The organism is Streptomyces sp. WY228 (assembly GCF_019287315.1).
Taxonomy (GTDB): domain Bacteria; phylum Actinomycetota; class Actinomycetes; order Streptomycetales; family Streptomycetaceae; genus Streptomyces; species Streptomyces caviscabies.
This window is the reverse complement of sequence record NZ_CP079114.1, coordinates 223,086-245,803: the sequence shown is the minus strand read 5'-3', so window position 1 is coordinate 245,803 and position 22,718 is coordinate 223,086. Positions and strand designations below refer to the sequence as shown.

The window sequence follows — 22,718 nt, the reverse complement described above, 5'->3', positions numbered from 1 at the left end:
TCTGGAGCGTTCTCGTGCATCCGTTCAGCGGACGCCACGTGCTGCGCGCGGCCGGAGCGGGAGCCCTCGTGCTCCCGCTCACGGGCCGTGCCCCGGCCGCGGCCTCCGTCCCGGGCCTCGCGAGGGCCGGGTGCGGACGCGCGTGCAGGCCCGCCCGGGCGGTGGCCGGCAGCCCTGGACCTCCTTCGGTGACCGTGCCGTGGACCCCTGGGCCTGACGCGTGCCGTAACCGGGTCCGCGGGGTCCGCCGTCCTGGCTCTGATCAACAGGGAGCACGGCGGGCCTTATCCTCGGCGGATGAACTCCGCGCCACCGCCCAAGGTCATCACGCGCCACCACGACGGGCGGATCCATGCCTACGTGATGGACTCCGGCGCCCACGGGACGCTGGAGCCCGCCGCGGTGTTCCGGCCACGGGCCGGTGACGAGGTCGTGGAGTCGGCGGTCCGGCACGACCTGGAGCGGGTCGTGTACACGACGCTGAACGGTGTCGTCTGCCTCACCCGGGCCGGTGACCCGGTGTGGGCCTCGGACTTCGAGCCCCGCTCGGACGTCAGGCACGGCCACCGGCCCGGCTGCGCGCTGTCTCCGGACGGCCGGACGGTCTGGGTCTACCGGCCCGACGCGATGGCGCGACGCGCGGGCACGGACCAGTGGGTCGTGCACGACGCCGACAGCGGAGCGGTCCTCGCCCGCCGGGAGCTGGAGACGGTCGGGCACGGCGGCGGCCACCATGCGCACCCCGTGGACGGCAGCGTCTACCTCGACATCGGCGAGGGGCAGGACGGTGCCGTGGTTCTCCGGGGCACGGTCGGGGCGGACGGGGCGGCCGCGTTCACGACGTACCCGTGGCACGACCGCTGCCTGATCGATCTGGCCCCGTGCGGGCGGCAGTTCATGACCGTCGACCACGAACAGGCGGATGTGGCCTTCCACCGCCACCCCGACGGGGAGGTGCTCTTCACGCTCCCGGTCGAGTCCTTCGGATACGACCCGGAGGACACCTTCCTGGAATGGAGCGGCGGCTACCTGACCGAGGACACGGCCGTCGTCACCCTGGGCGGTGAGAGCGAGGACGAGGAGGAGTGGTTCCGCCACCATCTGGTCGACGTGCGCACGGGCACGCCGGCGGCCCGATCACCGTCGAGGCGACCGGCCCGTACGAGATGGTGCCCCTGGGCGACGGTTCCTGGCTCACCGACGGTCCGGGCGGCCACCCCGTCCGCCGGTCCCGCGCCCGGTCCTGACCTGCCGGCCAGGCACTAGGGGGTGTCGGCGGACGACCGCCCCGGATCGGCCAGCACCCGGGCGGCGAAGGCCTCGACGCCGTCCACGACCGCTTCGAAGCGCGGGGAGTGGAAGACGTCGAACGAGTGCTGTGCGCCGGGCAGTTCGGCGTAGACCACGGTGTCGTCCGAGATCCGGCGCAGCCGGCCGACGAAGTGACGGGCGGCCTCCACGGTCGCCAGCGCGTCCTTGGCGCCATGGACGACGAGGACCGGTGGCGCACCGGAACGGAGGTAGCCCTGCGGCTGGTTCGGGGACGGCTCCTCGTCGGGCCGGTCGCCGAAGTAGTGCCCGTAGTAGCCGTAGAGGCAGATCGCGGCGGTGACCGAGGTGTCGGCGGACTCGAATCCCGGCTGGAACCGCGGGTCGTTCTGGGTGAACGCGCACAGACCCGCCAGGTTGGATCCGGCGGAACTGCCCGCCACGAACAGCTTCGACGGATCGCCGCCGTGGTCGGCGGCGTGCTCGCGGGCCCAGGCGATGACCTTCTTGGCGTCGATCTGGTGACCGGGGAAAGAGGTCTCCGGCCGGAGCCGGTAGTTCGCGCTGACGCACACCCACCCCTGGCTCGCGAGCCGGTACAGCAGGGGCCGCGCCTCGCGGTTCTTCGCTCCGCCGGTGAAGTGGCCGCCGTGGAAGTAGACCAGGACCGGCCCGCCCCGCGGTGCGCCGCGGTGGCGGTAGACGTCGAGGAGATTCCGCCGCCCGGCCGGCCCGTAACGGATGTCGGGGATCCGCTCCACGTCGCGGCGCCACATGAGCGCCGGCAGCAGCAGGATGCGGGCCCAGGGGCGGTGCCGGCGCAGCGGTACGCGCACCCGCTCCCGCCAGTCGGCCCCCAGCCCCTGCCGGAGTGCCGCCCCGACCACCCGGTCCGTCCGCACGCCCCGCCAGGCGGAGACCGCCAGACCGGCGGCGGCGACGGCGGCCACCGCGGCCGTCACCTTGGCGCCCGGCGACCGCAGATCGCCCTCGGCGCCGGCCAGCACCGTGGAGCCCACCAGGAGGTAGAGCCCCATGAACGGCACCTCGTTGATGCCCAGGCCGAACCAGAAGCTCATGCTCGCCAGCGGCCGGGGCCGGCGCGGTGCGACCACGGCGAAGAAGGTGCACCAGGTGAGGACCGCCGTCGACGCCACGTACCCCATCGGCATACTCATGACCGTTCCCCCGTCATCCGAGCAGACTTCCGGTGCTGCCCCGCCCCGGCGCGCCTCAGTCTTCCCGTGCCCCCGCCGCGCGGCAACGACGAAACCGGTGTCGATCCCGGTCGTGGTCAGTGCTGTTCGCCGTCGAACCGCGCGAACATGTCGACCAGCGGCTGCGGGGCGCGAGGGTCGAAGATGACGTCGAGTCCCTCGGCGGACTCCCGGGCCGTGTCCTCGGCGCGCGGGAACATGATCTCCTCGTAGGCGGTGAGCGCCGCCTCGGTGTCGCCGGGGTGCGTGGCCAGGCAGCGTCCGAGGTCCGCGCCGTCGATCAGGGCCAGGTTGGCGCCCTCTCCGGCGAACGGCGACATCAGATGGGCCGCGTCGCCGAGGAGCGTGACGCCCGGGATCCGGGGCCAGCGGTGACCCGCGGGCAGGGCGTGGATGTGGCGGGGCACGAGCCGGCCGTCCGCCGCGTCGATGAGATCGCGCAGGGCGGGCGCCCAGCCGTCGAAGTGCTTCGCGAGCATCGCCTTCGCCGCGTCGGTGTCGGTGAAGTCGACGGTGCCCAGCCAGCTTTCGTCCGCGCGCAGCGCCACATAGATGTGCAGGCTGCCGTCCGTCTCGCGGTGGCCGAGGAAGCCCTTCTCCTCGCCGAGTGCGAAGAACATACCGCCGCCGATCAGCCCGGCCGCCCCGGGATGGCGTACGTCCGCGTCGTTCAGGTCGAGTTCGACGAACGAGACACCGGTGTACGCGGGGGTCGCGGGGGACACCAGAGGGCGGACGCGTGACCACGCGCCGTCGGCGCCGACGAGCAGGTCCGTGGTGAACACCGAGCCGTCGGCCAGCACGACCTCGTGCCCGCCGCCGTCCAGCGGACGGCAGGACACCGCCTTCGCGTTCCAGCGCACGGCGCCGTCCGGGAGCGAGGAGAGCAGCAGGTCCCGCAGGTCCCCGCGGTCGATCTCGGGGCGGCCGCCGCTGCCGTCGTCCGGCTCCTCGCGCCGGACGACGCCGTGCCGGTCGAGGACGCGCATCGCCTGGCCGCCGGGGTGGACCCGGGCGGTGAACTCCTCGTACAGGCGGGCTTCGCGCAGGGCCGCCTGGCCGGTCTCCTCGTGGATGTCGAGCATGCCGCCCTGGGTCCGCGCCGCCGGGGACGCCTCCAGGTCGAAGACGGTCGCGTGGACGCCGTGCACGTGCAGGACGCGGGCGAGCGTGAGACCGCCGAGTCCGCCGCCGATGACGGCGATCGGGTGGTGGGGGGTGGTGGTCATGGTGTCGGTCCTTTCGCGGGGGCGACCGCCGTCCGGTGGGGGAGCCGGGTCAGGCGGGGTCGCGCGGGGTGGTGAGGGCGCCGTTGACGACCGCGTGGAACAGCCAGCGCAGACGCTGTGCCGGGGTTCCTGACATCAGGTCGTCGCCGAGGGCGGCGATCCGGGGATGGGTGTCGGCCGGTGCTGAGCGCAGGGCCTCGGCCAGGGCGTTCCACTCCTCGCCCGCCGAGGCGCTCTCGTCCCGGGCGGAGTGCTCGGCGGCGGTCGCGGTGGCCACCTGGAGCAGCAGGTCGACCCCCCACGCCGCCTGCCCGTCGGGGACGCCGCCCTCGTGGAGGAGGGACAGGATCCCCTCGACCAGGCCGAGATAGTGGGTGCCGGACGGGCGCACCACGAGCGCGGAGTGCGCGAGACTCGGGTGCTCGAACAGGACGCCCGTGTACGAGACGAGCACCGAGGCGAGCCGGTCGCGCCAGTCGCCCGGACCCGTCACGGGGCCCAGATCGACCGCGCCGAGGAACTCCTCCAGGATCGCCGCGTGCAGATCGGCGGTGCCGGAGAAGTAGACGTACAGCGAGGCCGGTCCGGTGTCGAGCTCCTTCGCCAGCCGCCGCACGGTGACACGCCGCAGCCCCTCGGACCGCATGATCCGTACGGCCGCCGTGACGATCGCCCCGTGACTCAGGGCGGGCTTCGCCGGACGCTCCCGGCGGCTCCGGGGGGCGGGAGAGGAGGAAGGGCTCATGCCACCACCGTAACGAACATGTTCGTTACGAACAAGTTCGTTCACCGTCGTCGGGCGGTGCGGCGCGGCGCGAGTGGAGCGCCTGCCGGGTTCAGGGGCGGGCGAGGATCCCGGTGAGCAGGACGGCCAGCGTCTCTTCGAGCGTGGCGGTGAAGTCGAGCCGCAGGGCCGCCAGCGAAGGATCCGCTTCGTAGGCCGCCAGTATCGCGGCCGAGGGCTGGGCGTGCGTCCAGATCGCGCCGGTCACCAGAAGCACCCCGGCGGCGAACCGCCCCGCGCGGTGTTCGTCCAGCTCCGGCACGCGCTCGCGTACCAGCCGGGCCAGCTCGGCGACGTTCGCCAGGGCGGCACGCTTGTAGGCCGCGGCCACCTCCGGGGACACGTTGCGCTCCAGGACCGCCGCCTGCGCGCTGATCAGATCGCAGAGCACCGGGCGGGCGGCGAGCGACGCGGCCAGGGTCGCGGCCACCCGGTCCGTGCGCTCGGCGGCCGGGGCCCCGGCGTCCACCGTCGCCGCGAACTCCGCGTCCAGACCGGCCAGCCAGTCGCGCTGGGCGCTGCCCAGCAGCTCCAGGAGCACGGCCTCGCGGGACTCGAAATAGCGGAGCACGTTCGACTTCGCCAGCCCCACCCGCCGGCTCAGCTCGTTCAGGCTCACCTGGGCCACGGGCAGCTCCGTGAGCATCGCCGCCGCGGTGTCGAGGATCGCTCGGCGGCGCACCGCGCGCTGCTCCTCGCTGCGGGCGCGCTGGAAGGGCGTCTCTGTCATGAGGACACCTTACAGACCCTCGGTCTGTTGTTATCGGACCGACGGTCTGCTAGCGTTTTCATCAAGAGACCGCCGGTTCTTTATTGGCGGGTCCAGTCTGTCGTGAAGGAGTCCGCCATGTACGCCGTTCCGGATCAGAGCGGGAAGACCGCCGTCGTCACCGGAGCCAACAGCGGCACCGGAAAGGAGGCCGCCCGCCGGCTCGCCGGGGCCGGGGCACACGTCGTGATGGCGGTCCGCACCCCCGCCAAGGGCGAGCGGGCCCGCGCCGAGATCCTCGCCGAGCACCCCGCGGCCCGGATCGAGGTCCGCCGCGTCGACCTCGCGGAGCTGGCATCCGTCCAGGCGTTCGCCGACGGGCTGATCGCCGACGGCACCCCCGTCGACCTGCTGCTCAACAACGCCGGAGTGATGGCCCCGCCGACCCGGATGACCACCGCCGACGGCTTCGAGCTGCAGTTCGGCAGCAATTACCTGGGCCCGTTCGCGCTCACCGTCCGGCTGCTCCCGCTGCTGCTCGCCGCCCCCGCGCCCCGGGTCGTCACGATGAGCAGCGGCACCGCCGCCTACGGCCGGATCCGGTTCGACGACCTCCAGTGGGAGCGCCGCCGCTACAGCGCCCATCTGTCCTACGCGCAGTCCAAGCTCGCCGACCTGATGATGACCCGGCAGCTGGCGGACGTGGCCGCCGAGCGCGGCTGGGAGCTGCTGAGCACCGGCGCCCACCCCGGGTACACCCGCACCAACCTCCAGACGGCGGGCGCGAGTCTGGGCCGGGACAGGCCCAAGCGCTCGATGCTCAACTCGATGAAGATCCTGCCGTCCCAGCTCCCCGAGCAGGGCGCCGAACCCCTGCTGTACGCGGCCACCGCCGCCGACGTCGCCCCCGGCAGCTACTACGGCCCCGGCGGACGCTTCGGACTCGTCGGGCCCACCGCCCCCGCCCGCATCACCCGCCGGGCCCTCGACCCGGCCGCCAACGCCCGGCTCTGGGCCGCGTCCGAACGGCTCACGGGAGTGTCGCTGCCCGCCCACGCCGCCTGACCGTACGTCAGGACAGGTCCTCGCGGCCGAACCACGAAGGAACCTCCGGCACATCGGCGTCCCACGCCTTCGGCGGTTCGGGCGGCGGAGGCGTCCGGCGGCGCACCGGGTCCGGTGCGGACGGTTCCGGTTCCTCCTCCGGGGCGGGCTCCAGCGGGGAGGACGGCTCCGGGGCCGCACTGTCCAGGAGCTGCTCGGCCACCGTGAACCGGCAGTGGAAGCTCTGCCAGGACCCGTCCAGGACCAGCAGAAAGCCGTCCTGCTCCCGGTAGATCCGCCGACGCCGGGGACTGAACGGATGGGTCGGAGCGTAGGTCTCGGCGCGCACCCGCAGGGCCTCCAGCGCCTCCTCGCGCGTGCCGTCCACATGGCCCAGCACATCGGCCGTCCACATCCGGCGCTGCCCCCCGAACCCGAGATTCTGCTCCACGACCAGCCCCCACCTGGGCATCGTCCCCCCGATCGTCGTCCGCCCCGCCTTGCCGGAAGCGCCCTGCCGCAACCACGGCTCCCCGGCGTACCATTGTTCCCGATCTTGTACGCGTACCGGCACCGCCCCCGTGCACCGCTGAGCCGGAGGTACCCGCGGATGAACGACGCCCCGCCCGGACGCCCCGATCCGGGGCTCTTCGGGCCCCGGTCGGTCACCTGGCAGCTGCACGGCGACCCGATGATGTGGATCGCGGGCATCCGCGCCCTCTACCTCCAGGCGCTCCACCCGCGCGCCGTGCGCGGGGTCACCCAGAACAGCGACTTCCGCCGGGACGCCTGGGGGCGGCTGCTGCGGACGGCCTCCTTCGTCGGCACCATCACCTACGGCACCACCGACGCCGCCGAACGGGCCGGCGCCCGGGTCCGCCGGATCCACCGCGGCCTCAAGGCCACCGACCCGGACACCGGGGAGACGTACGGCGTCGACGAACCGGAGCTGCTGCTCTGGGTGCACTGCGCCGAGGCCGACTCCTACCTCCAGGTCCAGCGCCGCTCCGGCTTCCCCCTCACCGACGCCCAGGCCGACCGGTACATCGACGAACACCGCACCGGCGCCCGCCTCGTCGGCCTCGACCCGGACCGGGTGCCCGCCACCACCGCCGAACTCGCCGCCTACTTCGACCGCGTACGCCCCGAACTCGCCGCCGGGGCCGAGGCGGCCGACGTCGACGACTTCCTCCGCCGACCGCCCGTGCGCCCCTGGCTCGTCCCGGCGCGCGCCCTGCTGTGGCGGCGCGTCGCGGCCCTCGCCTACCAGTCCCTGCCCCCGTACGCCCACGAGCTGTACGGCAGACCGGCCCCGCCGCCGGCCACCGTCGACCGGCGGCTGCGCGCCACCGGCGCCGTGCTGCGCGCGATCCCGGACCGGGTGCGCTGGCAACTGCCGCCCGGTCATATCCTCGGAGCGATGGCACGGCTGGGACCCGGCAGCCGCCCCGCCGCGTACAAACTCCGCGGACCGGCCGCCATACTGGACGGGCCGGGGAGGGCATAGCACCAGCAGCGGGAACAGCGGGGAACAAACGGGGGCGGGAAGCGGCAGATGGCGGACACCAGGCTGATCCAGAGCCGGTACCGACTGCTCGAACTCATCGGGCGTGGCGGCATGGGCGAGGTGTGGCGCGCCCGCGACGAGTCGCTGGGCCGTCAGGTCGCCGTGAAATGCCTCAAGCCCATGGGCCCCCAGCACGACCGGGCGTTCACCCGGATCCTGCGCGAACGCTTCCGGCGCGAGGCCCGGGTGGCCGCGTCCCTCCAGCACCGGGGCGTCACCGTCGTCCACGACTTCGGCGAGCACGAGGGCGTGCTGTACCTCGTCATGGAACTGCTCGACGGGCAGAACCTGAGCCAGCTCCTGGCGGACAACCAGCAGCACCCGCTGCCCGTCGACCATGTCGTCGACATCGCGGAACAGGTCGCCGACGCCCTCGGCTACACCCACCGCCAGGGCATCGTCCACCGCGACCTCAAGCCCGCCAACATCATGCGGCTGACCGACGGCACGGTGAAGATCTGCGACTTCGGCATAGCGCGCCTCGGCCACGACATCGGCATGACCTCCCGGCTCACCACCACCGGCCTCGCCATGGGCACCCCGCACTACATGTCACCCGAGCAGATCAGCGGCAAGGAGGTCGACCACCGCAGCGACCTCTACTCACTGGGCTGTGTGCTGTACGAGATCGCCACCGGGGTACCGCCGTTCGACCAGGAGGACGCCTGGGCCGTGCTCGTCGGACACCGCGACACCCCGCCGGAACCGCTGCGCACCCACCGGGCCGAGCTGCCCGGCTTCCTCGACCGCGTCGTCCTCGACCTGCTGGCCAAGGCCCCCGACGAGCGGCCCGTGGACGCGGGCGACCTGCGCCGCCGCATCGTCCTCGGCCGGACCGGGGAACAGCCCGCGCTCGGACCGGGCCCCCTCGCGCACTCCGGGCCCGCACAGCCACCGGCCCTGCCCGCCTGGACCCGGACCATGACCGCCGGTCACCGCGCGTTCGGCGCGAGCGACCCCGTCGCCGAACCGCCCGACCCGGCCGCCGCCCTGACGGGCCAGTGGACCACGGCGGCCTCCGGCGCCACCGCCCCGCACGCCCACACCTTCGTCTCGCTGACGGCCCCGCAGCCCGCCCCGGACCTCCTCGCCGCACTGGAGGGCCGGCACAGCGCGGGCATCGACCTCGGCCGGCTGGGCCGCTGGGAGGAGGCGGGCGAGGTGCACCGCGAGGTCGCCGCCCAGCGCGACCGCGTCCTCGGCCCGGACCACCCCGACACCCTCGCCAGCCGTTACGAGATCGGCCTCACCCTCAGCCGTACGGGCCGGGCCGAGGAAGGGCTGCGCGAGTTCACCCGGGTCGCCGAGGGCCGCGAACGGGCCCTGGGCGCCGAGCATCCGCAGACGCTCGCCGCCCGCCAGGCGACCGCCCACGCCCTGGGCCGCCTCGGCCGGCACGCCGAGGCCCACCAGGTGTACGAGGCGGTCTTCGCCGTCCGCGAACGCGTCATGGGCCCGGACCACCCCGACACCCTGCGTTGCCGCCACAACCTGGCGTTCAACCTCTGCCGGCTGGGGCGGCCCGAGGAGTCCTGGCGGGTGGCCCGCGAGGTCGCCGAGGCCCGCGCCCGGCTGCTCGGCCCGACGCACCCCGACACCCTCGCGACCCGCTACGAAGTGGCGTACACCCTGGGCAGGCTGGGCCGCTGGGCGGAGGCGCTGGAGACCTACCAGGACGTCGCCCGGGCCCGGGCGAGCACCCTCGGGTCCGACCACCCCGACACCTTCGCCGCCCGCTACGAAGCAGGCATCAGCCTCGGCCGGCTCGGCCGCGACGCGGAGGCCCTGGAGCTGTACCGGTCCCTGGTCGCCGACCGCACCCGGACCGCCGGGGAGGCCGACCCGGAGACGCTGCGCGCCCGCCACGGCCTCGGGGTCAACCTCGGGCGGCTCGGCCGCTGGGAGGAGGCCCTCGCGGAGGCGCGCGAGGTCTGCGCGCTGCGGGAACGCACCCTGGGGCCCGACCACCCGGACACGGTGATCAGCCGCCGGGAGGTCGCCGCCGGGCTCGGCTGGCTCGGCCGGTGGGGCGAGGCGCTGGTGGCGTACCGCCAGGTCGCCGAGGCGCGCGCCCGGGTGCTGGGCCCCGACCACCCCCAGACGCTGGCGGCCCGCGACGACGAGGCGCACTGCCTGGCGCGGCTCGGACGGCCGCCGGAGGCCTCCGGCGGCGTCCCGTCGATCGCGGCCGGGGCCGACCGGCCGGAAGCCGTCTAGGGAGACCGCCTGCCGCCGGACGGCCTGCCTCCGCTTCCACCGGCGGCAGCCGTCCGCCGCCTCTGGCCGGAACGGACGGCGGCGTGCTACGAAGGTGCATGCCCGCACCCCAGACACCCGCATCCCGCACATCCGCAGGTCAGCCCGCCACCCGGGGATCCTCCGGGCCCGGCGCGCCCGCCCGGGACCGCTACGACGCGGTGATCGTCGGCGGCGGCCACAACGGTCTGGTCGCCGCCGCCTACCTCGCCCGCGCCGGACAGTCGGTCCTCGTCCTGGAACGTCTCGGCACCACCGGGGGAGCGGCGATCTCGACCCGGCCGTTCGCCGGGGTCGACGCCCGGCTCTCGCGCTACTCGTACCTGGTGTCCCTGCTGCCCGACAAGATCGTCCGCGATCTCGGTCTGGACTTCGCCGTCCGCAAGCGGACCGTCTCCTCCTACACCCCCGCAGTCCGCGACGGCCGCCCCACCGGGCTGCTCGTGGCGGGCGAGGGCACCCGGGAGTCGTTCGCGGCGCTGACCGGCGGCGAGCGGGAGTACGCGGCCTGGCAGCGGTTCTACGGGATGACCCGGCGGGTCGCCGAGCGCGTCTTCCCCACGCTCACCGAACCACTGCCCGGCCGCGACGCGCTGCGCGCGCGGATCGACGACGCCGACGCCTGGCGGATGCTCTTCGAGGAGCCGCTCGGCGTCGCCGTCGAGGAGAACTTCACCGACGACCTGGTGCGCGGGGTCGTCCTCACCGACGCCCTGATCGGCACCTTCGCCGACGCCCATGACGCCTCGCTCCTCCAGAACCGGTGCTTCCTCTACCACGTGATCGGCGGCTCCACCGGCGACTGGGACGTCCCCGTCGGCGGCATGGGCGCGCTCACCGACGCGCTGGCCGGAGCCGCCCGCGCGGCGGGCGCCGAGATCCGCGTCCAGCACGAGGCGACCCGGATCGAGAGCGACACGAGCGCCGCCGAGGTCACCGTCCGCACCCCGGACGGCGAACACGTCGTCGCCGCCCGCCGGGTGCTCGTCAACGCCTCCCCGCAGGCGCTCGCCGCCCTCCTCGGCGAGACCCCGCCGCCGCCCGCCGAGGGTGCCCAGCTCAAGGTGAACATGCTGCTCACGCGGCTGCCGAAGCTCCGCGACCGGTCCGTCGACCCCCGGCAGGCGTTCGCCGGGACCTTCCACATCGCCGAGGGGTACGGGCAGCTCGCCGACGCCTACCGGGACGCTGCGGCCGGCCGGCTGCCCGCCGCCCCGCCCTCCGAGATCTACTGCCACTCGCTGACCGATCCCTCGATCCTCGGCCCCGACCTCGTCGCGCGCGGCTACCAGACCCTCACCCTCTTCGGCCTGCACGCCCCGGCACGCCTGTTCGCCGCCGACAACGACGCCGCCCGCGCGGCCCTGCTGAAGGCGACCCTGGCCGAACTGGACGCACACCTGGAGGAGCCGGTCACCGACTGCCTGGCCCTCGACGCGAACGGCGAACCCTGCATCGAGGCCAAGACCCCGCTCGACCTGGAGCGCGATCTGCGGCTGCCCGGCGGCCACATCTTCCACCGCGACCTCTCCTTCCCGTACGCGCAGGAGGGCACCGGGCGCTGGGGTGTGGAGACCGCGCACGCCAACGTGCTGCTCTGCGGGGCGGGCGCGGTGCGCGGCGGCGGTGTCAGCGGCGTCCCCGGCCACAACGCGGCGATGGCCGCGCTGGGCCGGTGACACCGTGGCTCAGGCCCCGAACACCCCCCGCAGCGCACCCAGCTTGCGCGGCAGGTCGTACTCCGCCCCGCCCTCGTGCCCGTTGTACGGGAACACCTCGATCTCGGCCGGCCCCGCGTAGCGGTGGTAGGCGGCGAACACCGTGGAGGACGGGCAGACGCGGTCCATCAGCCCCACCGAGAACCATGCGGGAGCGCTCGCCCGGGCGGCGAAGTTGACCCCGTCGAAGTAGGACAGGGTCTCCATCGCCTCCTCGATCCGGAAGCGGTGCCCCGAGAGCCAGCGGGCTATCTCCGCGTACGGTCCGGAGTCCGTGATCTGCGAGGCCCGCCGGTAGTGGCAGAGGAACGGCACATCGGCGACGGCCGCCGACACGTCGTCGCGCAGCCCGGCGACGGCCAGCGCGAGCCCGCCGCCCTGGCTGCCGCCGAGGACGGCGACGCGCCCGGCGTCCACCGCTTCATGGGCCCTCGCCGCGTCCACGGCCCGGACCGCGTCGGTGATGAGCCGCCGGTAGTAGTGCCGGTGGGGGTCCTCGATGCCCCGGGTCAGAAAGCCGGGCGAGGACGAACCGTGGCCCTCGGGCCCGATGTCCGGGGTGTCGGCGGTGTTCTTGCCGCCGCCGCCCTGCCCCCGGTTGTCCATCACCAGGTGCGCGTAGCCGAACGCGCTCCAGGTCAGCCACGCGTACGGGATGCCCCGGCCGCCGTTGTACCCGATGTACTGCACCACGGCGGGCAGCGGCCCGGAGCGCTGCTTCGGCAGCATCAGCCACGCCTTGACCGGCTGCCCCTCCCAGCCCCTGAACGTCACATCGAGTACGTCGACGGTCGCCAGACCCGTCTCGTACGGGACGAACCGGGCGTCCACGTCGTGCCGGGCCGCCTCCGCGAGGGTCTTGGCCCAGAAGGCGTCGAAGTCGGCCGGTTCCTGCGGCTCGGGGCGGTACTCCCGCAGCCGCTCCAGATCCATGTCGAACAGCAAGGCTCTAGCTCCTCTTCAGGGTGAGGTCGAGGGTCGCGCCGTTCAGCCCCGAGGTGTCGGCGGTGATCCGGATGCCGCCCGGTGTGCGCGCCGCGCTCACCCGGGGGCCGCCCGAGGCGAGCGTCAGACCGCGCCCGGCCAGTTCGACCACCACGGTGGACCGCAGCTGGGTGGGATCGGACAGGGCGATGGCCACGGTCCGCCCCTTCGGGCGCACCAGGACGGACGCCGGACCGTCGCAGCGCAGCTCCCGCGCCGAGCCGGCCCGCCAGAAGTTGGCCGCCAGCAGCCCGTCCGCGCCGCGCCGCACCGCGTGCACGGCGGTCGAGTCGGCGACCAGCTCCACCGGCGGCGCGGCCGCCAGCAGCCGGGTGCGCGCGGCGGAGGCGGCGGGGAGCTGGAGGTAGTGGTAGCCGGCGCCGCTCGGGGCCGGGCCGTGGTCGTGCCAGAGCGTCAGGTACGGACGGGTGACCGGGGTGTCGGTGCCGTACTTGAGGTTGATCTCCCGCCAGGTCGCGGTGCGCTCCTCGCGCACGGCGCGCACGGATGCGGGCCTCGGGAAGACGTATCCGCCGGTTCCGGCCAGGTGCAGCCACCGGACGTCCGTCAGCCCGGCGGACCAGCCGGGAGCGTCCGGGGCCGCCGCGCCGTTCACCAGGAGCGCGGCCCGCGGGTCGCGCAGCTTGCGGTTCTCCACCACGGTCTCCGCGGTGCCCGCATCCGCGGTGATGCCGGAGCCGACACAGGCGATGACGTCGTCCAGGCAGAACCAGCTCTTGAGCCCGTGCAGCGTGCTGCCGAAGGCCCGCAGCTCCATCCCGTACGCGCCCAGCGTCGTGCCCGGGAGCGCGGTGCCGCCGGCCCAGTCGGCGGTGCTGGTGGTGCGCTGCCCCGCCGCGTCGGCCGGACGCCCGGCGAGGACGGTGGTGCCGGGCAGCCTGGTCGGGTCGACGGTGGGCCAGTAGTCCTCGCTGTAGTGGCCGAGATCGTCGGTGTACAGCAGCACCATCCCGTCCGAGAGGTGCCAGCCGCGCAGGTTCTCGTTCTGGATCGACTCGTAGTTGTAGATCCGGGTCGAGTACGCGGAGATGCCCAGTCCGAACGCGGGGCGGTGGTGGGCCGCCTTGTCCATCATCGGGTGCTGCTTGTGGGCGACCAGCGGGCCGCGGGCCGGGACGGCGGAGGCGATCGCACGCTGCGCGGCGACCAGGGACGCGAGGTCGGTGACCGCGAGGAAGTCGCGGTAGCCGTCCTCGGCGATCCACTGCTTCACCAGCGCCGTGAACCGGTCGGCGGGCTCACCCGGGAAGCACGGGATCAGCCGCAGCACCGCCTCGATGACGGTCTGCGCCGACGCGTGCCCCTGCTTGCTCGGCCGGGCGATCTCCCGCCCGCACACCGACGCCATCACATCGCCCCGGAACATCAGCGGGTCGAAGCCGTCGTCCACCCAGCCCCGCACGTTGTCGAGATCGGGATCGGTCACCGTCCACGCGGTTCCGGCCAGCAGATTGAGCAGCCGGGACAGGTTCCCCAGCAGTTCCTTGCCGTAACCGCCGTTGTACGGGTGCTTGTAGTGCTGGAGGAACGAGCCGTCGGACGAGAAGCCCTCGCCCGTGCCGGCCGCCGCGCCGCCGGTGTCGTTGAAGGCCAGGACGCTGTTGGCGCCCGAACCCTCGACGTCCGAAAGAGCGTCACGCACCCGGGCCAGCGCGTCGCCGTCGCCGCGCAGCACCGCGTTGACGGCGACCACGGTGGAGACCCACACACGGTTGGCGCCGGTCGCGATCTGCCGGTTCACCCGCCACAGGTTCGGGTCCGGCGTGTAGTGGTGCACGGCGGCCGTGACCCGTTCCAGGCGCTCCGCGCCCAGCTCGTCGTGGAGCAGCACCGCCGTGTCGTTGAGCGCGAGCGCCGCGCCTATCTCCCAGTCCCAGTCGTTGTCGAAGCGGGTGTGCTCGGGGCCGTAACGGTGGGTCAGCATCCAGTCGACGCCGCCCAGCAGCTTCGCCAGCAGCGCCGCGTCGCCGTGCTGCGGGGTGCCGGGGACCGCCCAGGCGGTGGCCGCCGTCGCCAGCCGTTTGAACGAGGTGGTGACGTGGTTGGAGAGCGTCGTGCTGGTCAGGTCGGGGAACAGCCCGTCCGTCCGGGTCGGGTCCAGGCCGGTGGCGGCGGTGGCCCCGGCCCGCCCCACCCGGGCGACGGCGGCGGCGATCCGCTCGTCGTCCCGGTCGAGGTCCGGGCCACCGGTCAGCAGCGTGTGCCAACGGGCGCGCAGCGCCGCCGCGTCCGGCGCCCCGGTCCGGGCGGTGCCGGAACCGGCATGGGCCGGGCCGGCGAGGGGCAGGGGCAGCGTGGCCGCCGCGCCCAGGGCGGCCGCACCGGTCAGGACGGTGCGCCGGGTGGTGCCTCGGTTCGTCATGTCGCCTCTCACGGAAGGTGTCGGCTCACAGGAGGTGCCTGCTCACGGAAGGTGTCGGCTCACAGGAGGTGTCGGCGGTCGACGGCGGCGGCCAGCGCGGCGTGACCGGACGGGCCCGGATGCAGTCCGTCGCCGCTGTCGTGGGCGGGGAGCATCCGGGAGGGGCGGTCCGGGTCGCGCAGCGCGGCGTCGAAGTCGGCCACGCCGTCGAAGATCCGCCCGGTGCGCACGGCCCGGTTGATCCGCTCCCGGACCGCGTCCAGCTCCGGCGACCAGCGGGTCCACCCCTCGAACGGGGTGATGGTGGCGCCCACGACCCGCAACCCGGCGCCCCGGGCACGCAGTGCCAGCTGCCGGTAGCCGGACAGCACCGGGTCAGGACCGCTCTGGCCGGGCGGCTGCTGGAGGTCGTTGACGCCCAGGTGCACGAGGACCGTCCGCAGTCCCGGCAGCCCGAGCACGTCGCGGTCGAAGCGTGCCTGGCCGCCGGGCCCGAATCGGACGTCGTCGAGCAGCAGCCGGTTGCCGCTGATCCCGAGGTTGGCGACGGCCGAACCGGGCAGACGCCGCGCCAGTTGGTCGGGCCACCGCAGATCGGCGTCGTCGGGGGTGCCGACGCCCTCCGCGATGGAGTCGCCGAACACCGCGACGACCGGGCCCCGCGCCCCGGTGGTCTCCACCCCGGTCAGCAGCAGGACCGACCGGGTGCGCACCCCGTCGACGGTGTGCCAGGCATGGGTGTTGCGGTGGAAGGAGAGCGGACCGGTCGGGCCGGGGACCCGCGTCCGCACTTCCAGCCGCGCCCCGTCCGCCACCCGCAGCCCCGCGACGGGGTCGCTGGTCAGACTCGCGCCCGCCGCCAGCCACTCCTGGCTCCGCCCGGCGAAGGTCACCGGCCGGCCGTCCGCCGTCACCGGGCCGACCAGCACCGGCGCGGTCCCGAAGGTGTTCGCGTACCGCAGCCGGACCGCTCCGCCGGCCGACAGCCGCAGCACGGCCGTGCAGTCGCCGTCGGTGAGCCCGTTGTACGCCACCGGATCGGTGGGGGTCGGCGCGGTCTGGGCGGTGGCCCAGGACGTCGTCCAGCGGGAACGAGCGGGGCCGGTCGTCCCCGCCGCGCGCGCGTCCGTCGCCGTGGTGGCGACCGCGGCGGCCCCGGCTGCCGCCGCCGCGTACAGAACCCCGCGTCTCGCGGGCCCCCGGCCGCTCACTTCGGGCACACACCGGTCGGGTCGTAGGAGCTGCCGTAGGTGCCCACGGCGTCGCCGCCGGTGTTGCCGCTCATGGTGTTGGAGCAGACCGGGCCCTGCGGGGTGCGCATGAACTTGATGCCGCCGCCCGCGTTGCCGGTGATGGTGTTGCCGTAGACGGAGGTCGCGGTGCCGTCCGTCGCGGTGTCACCGCCGAGCCGGACGCCCGCGCCGACGTTGTCGTGGACGGTGTTGTAGCGGAAGATGTTGCCGCTGCCCCGGGCGTCGAGCCCGCCGGAGCTGGGGTCGCGCTGGCCGCTGCAGTCGTTGTGCTCCACGTAGTTGTTCGTCGCGTTCTCCTTCACGTCCACGCACTCGTTGCCCCGCGTGACGATGGTGTTGTGATGGATACGGTTGTTCCGGCTGACGTCGGCCGCCGCGTCCGGAGCCCCGTTGGAGCCCTGCTGCTCGGGGGCCGTGCCGAGGTAGACGCCCTCGCCGTTCTTCCCGCCGCCGTCGAACACGAAGTCGGCGACCCCGCAGTCGGTGATGGTGTTGTCGTCCACCTCGGCCCCCGTCACGAGGTAGCGCAGCCGCAGGCACTCGTCGGCCGCGTTCTTGAGGGTCATGCCGGTGATCCGCAGACCGCCGACCCCGTTCCCCGGGGTCGTGCTCATGACATAGATGAGTTTGAGCCGGTAGCCCGACACGTCCGAGGCCGAGCCGTGCAGCCCGTCGACGGTGAAGCCGCTGAGCGTCGTGCTGTCGTGCCGGACCTGGATGATCCGGGCCTCGCCCGCGCCCTTCACCACGGCGCTCGACGGACCGGTGAGGGTGACCCCGGCCCGGGCGGTCACCACGTCCTGCCGGTAGGTGCCCGGGGCCAGGTTCACCACCGCGCCCGCCGGGGCCAGGTCCACCGCCTTCTGGATCGTGGCCAGCGGGGCGCCCGCCGACGTACCGGCGTTGGCGTCGCTGCCGGACGGTGACACGTAGTACGCGCTCGCCGCCGGGGCGGCGGCCGAGGGGGTGGTGACGAGGAGCGGGGCGAGGCCGGCGACGAGCGCGGCGGCCAGGGCGGTGCGCGGAACACGGCTCATGAGGTGTGCCTCCTGGGATCGGCGAAGGACAGGGCGAGCAGGACCGGAACGCTGGGGCCGAGCAGCAGCGGCCCCAGCGGTACGACGAGGGAGAGCAGGACGGCGGAGACCACCGCGCCGAGCAGGGCGGTGCCCCGGGCCGGAGACCCGAAGCCGAGCGACAGCGCCCCGGCCGACCAGCCCCGGACACCGCCCTCGGGCGCACGGCCCGCCTCGGCCGCGAGCGCCACGTGATGGATCACGAACGCCGCCGCTATGCCCACCTGCGCGGCCAGCAACGGAAAGGTCCACGCCTCCGAACGGCCCAGCAGATGCACGGTGTTGGCGGCCAGGACGACCGCGGCGGCGGTGGACAGCAGACCGTGGAGCCACAGCGCGCGCCAGTAACCGCCGAAGGCGGCGAACGTGTTGGCGAAGCAGCGGCTGTCCCCGTCCACCCGCCACCGCTGGAGCGCGCGGCCCATCGCGGCAAGCGCCGGGAGCCAGGTCACCACGCCCAGCGCCAGCAGCGTGAACGCGGCCCCGGCGGCGGCCGGGTAGGCGATGAACTCCAGCCGGCGCAGCAGCGTCGGCCGGCCGGACGGGGTGGCTTCCGGAGCGGGCGGCGAGGCCACCGCCCCGGGCAGCGGTGCGAGAGGTGTGGGAGGTGTGGGAGGTGCCAGAGGTGTCCCCATGGGCTATCCGACCTTTCCGGTGTACGGCTCCGGTACGTCGAGGAGTACCCGGCCCGCCAGCTCCAGCCGGGTCGCCGCCACGACGTACGGGGCTCCGTCGGCGGAGAGCAGGACGGCGGCGGCGTCCGCCGAGAGCCCGTCGCCCCGCACACGGCGGTCGACGGGGGAGAGGAACACGCTCTCCTCGCCGTCCGCGAACCGCACGCCGTGCCCCTCGGCCAACTCCGTCCCGGCGACCGCGCACGCGGCGTCCGGCGTGATGGCGGTGAGGAACAGGCCCGAGCGGCAGGCGGCGGTGGTCACGTCGAGCGTGTGCAGGGTGCGTACGAGCCGCAGTTCCGGAGTGCTGGATGTCGGATTGGCGGCCACCTCCAGGACCCCGGTGCGCACCGACGCCTTGTCCGGGGCCAGCCGCCGCACCCGGGCGGTCGCCTCACCGGACCTGATCAGCCGGGTGCCGTCGGCGTGTTCCTCCGTCGGCCGGTCCGTCCGGAGCAGGAACGTCCACGCGCGAGGTTCGTCCGCCTCCGCCAGGTCCAGGAGCACCAGGCGCCCCGCCGGGGTGAACACCAGCGTCCGGTCCAGCCGGCGGAGTCCGAGGGCCGGGTCGTACATCGCGGCGATCTCCGCCGTGGCGTGCGCCCACCCCTCCTCCTCGCCCACCAGCACGTCCCGCTGCCGGGCCTGCCGCTCGAAGGGAATCCCCTCGTAGACGTGGTAGCGGTCCTCGTCCGCGTACCCCTGCCCGTCGACCAGCAGCAGATTGTGGTGCGCCGCCCGCTTGCGGTTGCTGTAGCCGTCGTCCACGGCGAGGAAGGCGCCCCGCGACAGCAGGACGAAGGAGCCCGAGTCCGGGTGGTGGTGCCCCTGGTTGAGTGTCTCGTGGCCCAGCTCCGTCCGGTGTTTCGCGCTCGTCTCCCAGGCCCGGTGGCCGCCGCCCGGACTCGCCTTGAACGACACCGCGGTGGCGTCGTCGTCCCAGCCGGTGCGGGCCGCGAGCAGCCCCAGATCCGGGAAGAACGCCCGGGTGGCGGTGGGCCGGGCGGGCGCGACGGCCGGGTCGTACCAGAGATATTCGAGGTACGCCTCCGGCAGGATGCCCGGCCGTACCCCGCTGTGCTCCGCCTCCGCCCACAGCAGCTCGCCCGAGGCCAGATCGCCCAGCCACTGCGCCTCGGCGATGCCGTACCGCGCGGCCAGCCGGTAGTAGAGCGCGGCGCTGTGGCCGCTGCGCCGGTCGTGGCAGTCGCCGTGGTCGACCGTGAACGCGAAGCCGGGCGCGCTCTGGTGCAGCCGGTAGCCGAAGGTGTTCGCCATGAAGCCTCCCCGGTCCCACCAGTCGACGCCCTCGGCCTCCGCCAGCAGATCCAGATGGATCGCCAGGAACGGGACCCCGTAACGCCAGTAGACGACCCCCTCCGCGTGCGAACCGTCCTCGGGCAGCACCTCCAGCACCGTGGCGAGGTTCGACTTCGCCCGTTCGGTCCACTCCTCCTTGCCCAGCACATAGCCGGCCGTCGCCAGACCCGCGTAACAGATCCAGTTGTGGTTCTGCCAGTACGAGGACGACCACCAGCGGCCCTCGCTCGCCACCGCGAAGTCGTACAGACGGCGCCCCTGGAGCAGCAGCTTGTACCGGAGCAGCGCGCCCACGTCCTCCGGCAGGTCGTCGCCGATCCAGCGCAGGGCGAGCGCCAGATGGTGCAGCAGCCAGCCGGCGTCCAGGTCGTGGTCGGGCATATGGGCCCGGCCCCAGTGCGGCAGCCGCACCGCCGCCTCGATCCAGCGCACGCTCTCCGCCAGATCGGCCGGATCGCCGCCGACCCGGTAGGCCAGGGCGGGGTTCGACGCGGCCGGGCCGAGCCAGGTGATGCTGGCCATCGGATGGGTGCGGGGCGGGGTCAGGGCGCGGTGCCGGGCCGCCTCCTCGCGCACCCGGGTCTCCTGCGCGGGGCGCGGACCGGGCGGTGGGGTCGCCGAGAGCAGCACGGCTCAGTCCTCCGTCCGGAAGCGGGCCGTCGAACCGTCCGCCAGTTCCACGGTCAGCTCACCGCCGTCCAGCCGTACGTCGCTCACCGCGGGGCCCGCCGACGCCGCCTGGTAGACCGAGGCGAAGACGGTGTGCGCGGCCTCGGCCGTGAAGTCGACCCGGGTCCTGGTGCGCTGCGGGTCGTCCGCCGGACCGGGGCCCGGCAGCGTGAGCGGGCGCACCGGCACTCCGGCGCTCTGCGTGTGCCAGCCGTGCAGCGTCTCCTCCCCGTACCAGGTGGTGCGCACCGGGCCCGCCGCCTGCACCTGTACGTCCAGAGCGGTGCCGGGCCGCAGCTGGGCGGTGACCCGGGGGTTCTCCCGCCCGGTGACCTCCACCGTCAGCAGGTCCACCAGATAGCACGGGCCGACGGCCACCCGGCGGACCGCCCGGACGCCCTCGTACGCCTCCGTCACCTCGGCGGTCACCGACACGGCGTCCGCCGCGGTCAGCGCACCGGCGCACTCGGCCTGCTCGGCGCCGTCCACCCGGAACGCGGGGTGCGCCGCCGTCGAGGTGTACAGATCGCGGAACTCCGGGTGGGCGTAGGGCACCTGACCCGGGTCCGGCTGCCACGCGGTGGTGTCGCCGTACAGATACAGCGAGAGCTTGTCCCGGTGGCCGTGCGATCCGCCGTGCGGCCCGAAGTCCACCAGCGCGTGGACGCCCGCCGCCCGCAGCACCGCGTACCCGGTCGAGGGAAACACGGTGACCGGCGCGGGCGCGGCCCGCCGGAGCAGCGGCGGACCGGCGAACCAGCCGCCCAGCTCACGGTCGAGCGCGTCGTCCGCGTCGCCGAGCTCCGCCCGGACCCGGTCCGCCACCAGCGCCAGCGCGTCCGACGGCACAGACTGCTGGGCCAGCGCGATCAGTTCCAGCCACTCCAGGCCGAGGGCGTTCCGCCGGTAGGGGCCGTCGTGCAGCGCGGGCAGCACACCGCCCGGCGTCGCGACGGCGGCCAGCACGTCCGTCATCCCCGCCAGCACGCCCACCACATCGGCAGGCAGGGCGGAGGGGGCGGTGGAGCGCAGCGCCAGCAGCGCCGCCCGCAGCACGAAGCCGTGGTAATAGGTGCTGCCCTCCCACTCCCAGCCGTCGTCCGCGACGGCCGCCCGCAGATGTGCGTACAGCCCGTGTTCGCCCTCCAGCCAGCGCCCGGCGCCCGCCCAGGCCTCCTCCCGTACGGCCGCCGCCGCCCGGCCCGCCGCGACACCGGCCGCGTTCAGCCACGCCGTGTAGTTGGAGGCCAGCTGCCCCCGGGAGATCAGCACCTCCCGGGCCTCCAGCGCCGCTTCCTCCAGCGTCTCCAGCAGCGGCAGCACCGCCGCCAGGTCACTGGCCTCCTTCTCCGCGAGCGTGAGCACCGCGTGCCCCACGTTCACCGCCCAGATGGCGTCCGTCAGCGCCTGGTGGAAGAGCCGGCCGCGCAGCATCCAGGTCTGGGCCTCGCCGTGCCGGCCGGCGGCCAACTCGGCGTACAGGCCCGTGTACTCGACCAGCCGCTCCACCGCCTCCGCCCGCTCACCCCGGTGCGCCAGCACCCGCAGCCGCCGGGCCCAGGCCTGGTGCGAGAGGACCAGCCACGCGCCCCGTACCGCTTCGCTGTCCACCCGGCAGCCGTGCGCACACCGCGCACCGCCCTCGGGAAACACCCCGGCCAGGAGATCGCCGTGCTCCAGCTCCACCCCGTGCGCCGGGCAGATGTACGCGTGCCACCAGCCGCCGCGCTCCCGCGCGATCCGCCTCAACGCGGCCATACGCCACCGTCGATGTCCGTCGTGGTCGCCGTGAGGAAGCCCGAGGCGGGCGAGGCCAGATGCACCACGGCGGAGGCCACGTCCTCGGGGGTGCCGGCCCGGCCGACCGGGATGCCCGCCTCCATGGCCTCCTGCGCCGCGGGCGCGGTGAAGGTGTCGTGGAAGTCGGTGCCCTTGATGAAGCCCGGCGCGACCGCGTTGACGGTGATGCCGGTTCCGGCCAGCTCCTTGGCCAGTCCCTTGGTGAAGCCGCGGATGCCGGCCTTGGCGGCGGCGTACGCCACCGAGCCCGGGCCGCCGCCGTTGTGCGCGGCGAGCGAGGACATGGTGATGACGCGTCCGGCCGAGGACCGCTCCAGATGCGGCAGCGCCGCCCGCACCGTGCGGAACGTCGAACCCAGGTTGGTGGAGATCACCCGGTCGAAGTGCTCGTCGGTCATCTCGGCGATGGTCGCGCGGCCGACGAGGTGACCGGCGTTGCAGACCAGGACGTCCAGTCCGCCGAGGAAGCCGGCCGCCTCCTCGACCAGCCGGTCCACCTCCGCGCTCACGGTCACGTCGGCGGCGAAGGCCTTGGCGCGCCGGCCCAGTGCCTCGATCGCGGAGACCGTCTCGACGGCCCGGTCGGCGGAGGAGTGGTAGTGCACGGCGACATCGGCGCCGGCCTCGGCCAGCGCGAGCGCGATGGCGCGGCCGATGCCGTGCCCCGCCCCCGTGACCAGCGCACGGGAGCCCTGAAGATCAGCAGACATGGGTGAAGCCCTTTCGGTTTCCGGCCACGGCGGGCCGGGGGCCGGTCAGGTGAGAC

Annotated in this window: 17 protein-coding genes and 1 pseudogene; 5 read left to right on the top strand and 13 right to left on the bottom strand. The window is 74.2% G+C overall.

The features are described from left to right. Positions 1–297: 297 nt before the first annotated feature. Positions 298–1,247, top strand: a pseudogene (locus KV381_RS01075) (hypothetical protein). Positions 1,248–1,262: 15 nt separating this feature from the next. Here the strand turns inward: KV381_RS01075 and KV381_RS01070 are convergent. From KV381_RS01070 to KV381_RS01055, 4 genes are all read right to left on the bottom strand, one after another. Beyond that, complete coding sequence (locus KV381_RS01070; protein ID WP_199786686.1) at positions 1,263–2,447, bottom strand: alpha/beta hydrolase; 1,185 nt, start codon at positions 2,445–2,447, stop codon at positions 1,263–1,265. Positions 2,448–2,563: 116 nt separating this feature from the next. Beyond that, positions 2,564–3,715 carry an NAD(P)/FAD-dependent oxidoreductase gene (locus KV381_RS01065; RefSeq protein WP_030086441.1) on the bottom strand — a complete coding sequence of 384 codons (1,152 nt, stop codon included), beginning with the start codon at positions 3,713–3,715 and terminating at the stop codon, positions 2,564–2,566. A gap of 49 nt (positions 3,716–3,764) precedes the next feature. Beyond that, positions 3,765–4,460 carry a TetR/AcrR family transcriptional regulator gene (locus KV381_RS01060; protein WP_030629814.1) on the bottom strand — a complete coding sequence of 232 codons (696 nt, stop codon included), beginning with the start codon at positions 4,458–4,460 and terminating at the stop codon, positions 3,765–3,767. Positions 4,461–4,551: 91 nt separating this feature from the next. Next, positions 4,552–5,229, bottom strand: coding sequence for a TetR/AcrR family transcriptional regulator (locus KV381_RS01055; protein WP_218784259.1), 678 nt, complete (start codon positions 5,227–5,229; stop codon positions 4,552–4,554). A 117-nt stretch (positions 5,230–5,346) separates the two neighbouring features. Here KV381_RS01055 and KV381_RS01050 point away from each other — a divergent pair, with 117 nt between their 5' ends. Further along, positions 5,347–6,273, top strand: a complete 927-nt coding sequence (locus KV381_RS01050; protein ID WP_218784258.1) for an SDR family oxidoreductase — start codon at positions 5,347–5,349, stop codon at positions 6,271–6,273. A gap of 7 nt (positions 6,274–6,280) precedes the next feature. On the opposite strand, the gene KV381_RS01045 is transcribed toward KV381_RS01050, so the two are convergent. Next, complete coding sequence (locus KV381_RS01045; RefSeq protein WP_218784257.1) at positions 6,281–6,724, bottom strand: hypothetical protein; 444 nt, start codon at positions 6,722–6,724, stop codon at positions 6,281–6,283. A gap of 138 nt (positions 6,725–6,862) precedes the next feature. Here KV381_RS01045 and KV381_RS01040 point away from each other — a divergent pair, with 138 nt between their 5' ends. From KV381_RS01040 to KV381_RS01030, 3 genes are all read left to right on the top strand, one after another. After that, positions 6,863–7,759, top strand: coding sequence for an oxygenase MpaB family protein (locus KV381_RS01040; RefSeq protein WP_086779825.1), 897 nt, complete (start codon positions 6,863–6,865; stop codon positions 7,757–7,759). Positions 7,760–7,807: 48 nt separating this feature from the next. Further along, complete coding sequence (locus tag KV381_RS01035; protein WP_218784256.1) at positions 7,808–10,036, top strand: serine/threonine-protein kinase; 2,229 nt, start codon at positions 7,808–7,810, stop codon at positions 10,034–10,036. A 98-nt stretch (positions 10,037–10,134) separates the two neighbouring features. After that, positions 10,135–11,754 (top strand): NAD(P)/FAD-dependent oxidoreductase, encoded by a 1,620-nt coding sequence (locus KV381_RS01030; RefSeq protein ID WP_086777126.1) that lies wholly within the window; start codon positions 10,135–10,137, stop codon positions 11,752–11,754. Positions 11,755–11,763: 9 nt separating this feature from the next. Here KV381_RS01030 and KV381_RS01025 read toward each other — a convergent pair whose 3' ends face one another. Genes KV381_RS01025 through KV381_RS00990 form a run of 8 tightly spaced genes read right to left on the bottom strand, consistent with a single transcriptional unit; the run spans position 11,764 to position 22,662 of the window. Next, complete coding sequence (locus tag KV381_RS01025) at positions 11,764–12,738, bottom strand: alpha/beta fold hydrolase (RefSeq protein ID WP_030086455.1); 975 nt, start codon at positions 12,736–12,738, stop codon at positions 11,764–11,766. Positions 12,739–12,742: 4 nt separating this feature from the next. Then, the gene (locus KV381_RS01020; protein ID WP_230543894.1) at positions 12,743–15,160 is read right to left on the bottom strand and encodes a polysaccharide lyase 8 family protein; all 2,418 of its coding nucleotides are present in this window, start codon (positions 15,158–15,160) and stop codon (positions 12,743–12,745) included. 59 nt (positions 15,161–15,219) lie between these two features. Then, positions 15,220–16,371, bottom strand: a complete 1,152-nt coding sequence (locus KV381_RS01015; RefSeq protein WP_030086459.1) for an SGNH/GDSL hydrolase family protein — start codon at positions 16,369–16,371, stop codon at positions 15,220–15,222. Beyond that, positions 16,368–17,450: a right-handed parallel beta-helix repeat-containing protein gene (locus tag KV381_RS01010; protein WP_030086461.1), complete on the bottom strand. Its 1,083-nt coding sequence runs from the start codon at positions 17,448–17,450 to the stop codon at positions 16,368–16,370. Before KV381_RS01010 ends, KV381_RS01015 begins: the two co-directional genes overlap by 4 nt. Then, positions 17,447–18,124, bottom strand: a complete 678-nt coding sequence (locus KV381_RS01005; RefSeq protein ID WP_230543896.1) for a DUF624 domain-containing protein — start codon at positions 18,122–18,124, stop codon at positions 17,447–17,449. Before KV381_RS01005 ends, KV381_RS01010 begins: the two co-directional genes overlap by 4 nt. A gap of 3 nt (positions 18,125–18,127) precedes the next feature. Further along, positions 18,128–20,113 carry a hypothetical protein gene (locus tag KV381_RS01000; RefSeq protein ID WP_030629836.1) on the bottom strand — a complete coding sequence of 662 codons (1,986 nt, stop codon included), beginning with the start codon at positions 20,111–20,113 and terminating at the stop codon, positions 18,128–18,130. Between the two features lie 3 nt (positions 20,114–20,116). Next, complete coding sequence (locus KV381_RS36895) at positions 20,117–21,910, bottom strand: heparinase II/III family protein (RefSeq protein WP_267881890.1); 1,794 nt, start codon at positions 21,908–21,910, stop codon at positions 20,117–20,119. Next, the gene (locus KV381_RS00990; RefSeq protein ID WP_030086469.1) at positions 21,898–22,662 is read right to left on the bottom strand and encodes an SDR family NAD(P)-dependent oxidoreductase; all 765 of its coding nucleotides are present in this window, start codon (positions 22,660–22,662) and stop codon (positions 21,898–21,900) included. The genes KV381_RS36895 and KV381_RS00990 overlap by 13 nt, the downstream gene beginning before the upstream one ends. Between the last annotated feature and the right edge of the window lie 56 nt (positions 22,663–22,718).